Origin of the sequence: Vibrio sp. V03_P4A6T147, from assembly GCF_002241085.1 — a bacterium.
Taxonomy (GTDB): domain Bacteria; phylum Pseudomonadota; class Gammaproteobacteria; order Enterobacterales; family Vibrionaceae; genus Vibrio; species Vibrio anguillarum.
In genome coordinates this window covers 1-3366 of sequence record NZ_NDIO01000348.1, presented here as the reverse complement: position 1 = coordinate 3366, position 3366 = coordinate 1, and the positions used below count along the sequence as shown (strand labels likewise).

At 42.6% G+C, this 3366-nt stretch carries 3 protein-coding genes and 1 pseudogene; 3 read left to right on the top strand and 1 reads right to left on the bottom strand.

What is annotated here, in order from left to right; genetic code table 11:
* Positions 1-138: 138 nt before the first annotated feature.
* The 3 genes from B9J84_RS13575 to B9J84_RS13565 all read left to right on the top strand — a co-directional run bounded on the left by B9J84_RS13575 (position 139) and on the right by B9J84_RS13565 (position 2989).
* Positions 139-1005 (top strand): fructosamine kinase family protein, encoded by an 867-nt coding sequence (locus B9J84_RS13575; protein WP_017042505.1) that lies wholly within the window; start codon positions 139-141, stop codon positions 1003-1005.
* A 157-nt stretch (positions 1006-1162) separates the two neighbouring features.
* Positions 1163-1366 carry a CPXCG motif-containing cysteine-rich protein gene (locus tag B9J84_RS13570; protein WP_010320526.1) on the top strand — a complete coding sequence of 68 codons (204 nt, stop codon included), beginning with the start codon at positions 1163-1165 and terminating at the stop codon, positions 1364-1366.
* A gap of 252 nt (positions 1367-1618) precedes the next feature.
* Positions 1619-2989, top strand: coding sequence for an MATE family efflux transporter (locus tag B9J84_RS13565; RefSeq protein ID WP_026027236.1), 1371 nt, complete (start codon positions 1619-1621; stop codon positions 2987-2989).
* A gap of 78 nt (positions 2990-3067) precedes the next feature.
* Here the strand turns inward: B9J84_RS13565 and B9J84_RS13560 are convergent.
* Positions 3068-3366: pseudogene (locus B9J84_RS13560) on the bottom strand (DNA ligase); the annotation flags it as partial.

The following is a 3366-nucleotide window of genomic DNA, read 5'->3' as shown; positions in this document are numbered from 1 at the left end:
TCTTGCACTTAATCACATTTATGAGCATTGGTGCTCCCTCAAAAGGAAAGTGGCTAAATTATGTGTCACGCACTTCTGAAATATTCGTAACCATGACCTAAACTACGAATTATTAAGTAAATCAAGGCAGAGGTCGTTATGTGGCAAACTCTCATTCAGCAGTTATCCGATACGCTCATGTTTGAATTTAACCCTGTTGAAAAAGAAAAAGTCAGCGGTGGTGACATTAGTGATTGCTACATGATCAGCGATGGTGAGCAACGCTATTTTGTTAAAGTGAACACACGAGACTTTTTAGCTAAGTTTGAGATTGAGGGTGAAAACCTACGTTCGCTTCGTGAAACGTCAACAGTACAGGTTCCCGAGCTAGTGATGATTGGAACCAGTAAAAATCATGCTTTCATTGTTCTAAACTATCTACCAACCAAACCCCTAGATAACGCGACGAACAGCTATGAGTTCGGTGTACAACTGGCCAAACTGCATCAATGGGGAGAACAAAAAGAGTATGGGTTTGATGCAGACAATTATATTGGTTCCACTTTGCAGCCAAATCCGTGGGACAAAAAATGGGGTCGTTTTTTTGCGGAACAACGTATCGGCTGGCAATTGCAATTGTTGCGTGAAAAAGGAATTGAGTTGTTCAATATCAGCGAGTTGGTCGACGTTGTCCAATCTCGCTTAGCTAACCATAGCCCTCGCCCATCTCTGCTGCATGGAGATTTGTGGCATGGGAATGTGGCAAACTCGGTATTTGGTCCAATTTGCTACGATCCTGCCTGTTATTGGGGTGATCGTGAATGCGATATCGCAATGACAGAATTATTTGAAGGTTTTCAACCTGAGTTTTACCAAGGCTATGAGAGCATCTTACCTTTGAGTTTGGACTATGTGGAACGTAAGAATATTTATAACCTCTATCATGTCCTCAATCACTACAATCAATTTGGTGGCCACTATCTGGTCGAAGCGGAAAGTTTGATCAAGAAAATCCTCTCCTTTTAACGGTGTAAACAACCGAGCTGTATAGACAACAAATGAGCCTTAATAAATGGCTCTTTTGTTGTTTTATGGGCCAATTCAAAGTTTGAACTTAATTTGCCGCTTAAAGGAACTTAGCGACTTAGTATTAAGGTATCTCCAAGGATGTAAGGAAAGAGATATGAAAAATTATACGGAAAGAATGGTCAACTGCCCTCACTGCGGTCATTCCATTAGGATAACCCTAGATGCATCAAATGGTAGCCAAGAGTTTTATGACGATTGCCCCGCCTGTTGCCATGCGATTCATCTCAATATGATGGTCGATGAACGTTTAGACAAAATAGAGTTGTTTGTTGATGCCGATGATGAACAAATCTTTTAAAAAGTGAGCGCTTGGCAAGCGCTCTTCTTAATGGTTACGTGCAACACGCCAAGCCCCCCTATCTAGCCTAATCAAGCTTTGTCTGAAATAGATTTCACCGCATATAGCGCGACGAGCAACCTTCCAAATAAACATTAGGTAATTTCATCAGTTTTTCATGGAGCTTAGTGTGACATTTCTTTATCATCCATGCCTACGCGATAAGTTGATTATTGGTCGCGATTTTTGCTTGTCCTTCCTCTGGAGATATTTGTGCATCGTTATAAACAAGAAGCTTCAAATTTAATCAAATTGGCAACACCTGTGTTGATTGCCTCTATTGCTCAAACTGGAATGGGCTTTGTAGATACCGTCATGGCAGGTGGTGTGAGTGCGATTGATATGGCTGCGGTATCGATCGCAGCGAGTATTTGGCTACCTTCGATTCTGTTTGGTGTTGGGTTGTTAATGGCGTTGGTTCCTGTGGTAGCGCAACTCAACGGATCAGGGCGGCAAAAGAAAATTCCTTTTGAAATACAGCAAGGCGCAGCGCTAGCGTTGTTTGTCTCTATTCCCATTATTGGTGTTCTTTTTCAAACTCAATGGATTTTGGGGTGGATGGATATTGAGCCGTTGATGGCTGAAAAAACTAACGGGTACATGTACGCCGTGATGTTTGCCGTACCTTCTTATTTACTATTTCAAGCATTGCGCAGTTTCACGGATGGTATCTCACTGACGAAACCCGCTATGGTGATCGGTTTCGCGGGCTTATTAGTTAACATTCCACTTAACTGGATTTTCGTATACGGAAAATTTGGCGCACCAGAGCTAGGCGGTGTGGGTTGTGGTGTGGCGACGGCAATTGTCTATTGGTTGATGTTTTTTATGCTGCTGTTTTATGTCGTCACTTCTAAACGCATGGCGCACATTAATATCTTTGGTGAATTCCATAAACCACAATTGAAGGCGCAAATTCGCTTATTTAAGCTTGGTTTTCCTGTGGCGGCAGCGATATTTTTTGAAGTTACTCTATTTGCTGTGGTCGCATTGTTGGTCGCTCCACTCGGTTCATTGGTGGTGGCGGCTCACCAAGTCGCTTTGAATTTCTCATCATTAATTTTTATGTTACCGATGAGTATCGGCGCTGCAGTGAGCATCCGTGTTGGCCATAAGCTGGGCGAAAAAAATATTGAAGGGGCAACCATCGCTTCGCAGGTTGGCTTGTTAGTCGGTTTATCTACTGCAATTATCACAGCGACGTTAACGGTCCTATTTCGTGAATATGTGGCTTTGCTTTATACGGAAAACCAAGCCGTTGTAGCCATGGCGATGCAGTTGCTTATTTTTGCGGCTATTTATCAATGTATGGATGCGATTCAAGTCGTTGCAGCAGGAGCGCTACGTGGTTATAAAGACATGACGGCTATTTTTAATCGTACCTTTATCGCTTATTGGATGATTGGCTTGCCAACCGGCTATGTATTAGCAATGACAGATTTCATTGTCGAACCTATGGGTGCCAGTGGGTTCTGGATAGGATTTATCGTTGGCTTATCCTCTGCTGCTTTAATGCTGGGTATCCGCTTACACTGGATGCATCAACAAGCCGATAGCGTGCAACTCGATTTTGCATCGAAATAACGGCTTGATTCTCTGAATTTCAACGTGGCGAAAAGGCGTTGCGATGAAATAATAAGGTCAGACATTGTCTGGCCTTATTTATATTGCTGGCCTTTCTCTCATAAAACGTGCAAATCTTGGTTTTCCTTCTGCAGTGAGATCATTAAAACGAAAAGTAATAATGGATCCGATCTTTGGCGGATTATTTCTGATCTCATCAGAAAAACCGCTGCCGATATAGAACTCAACACCGTTTTCTAAGCGCACTAGCACTGATCCCATCATACCTTGGTACTTGCCAGACCCCAGTTTATAACCAATGACCGTAGCTTCAGCATCTTGGTGTTTTTTAAGCTTAAGTAAATCGTTACTGCGGCCGGCTTGGTAATGGGCATTAA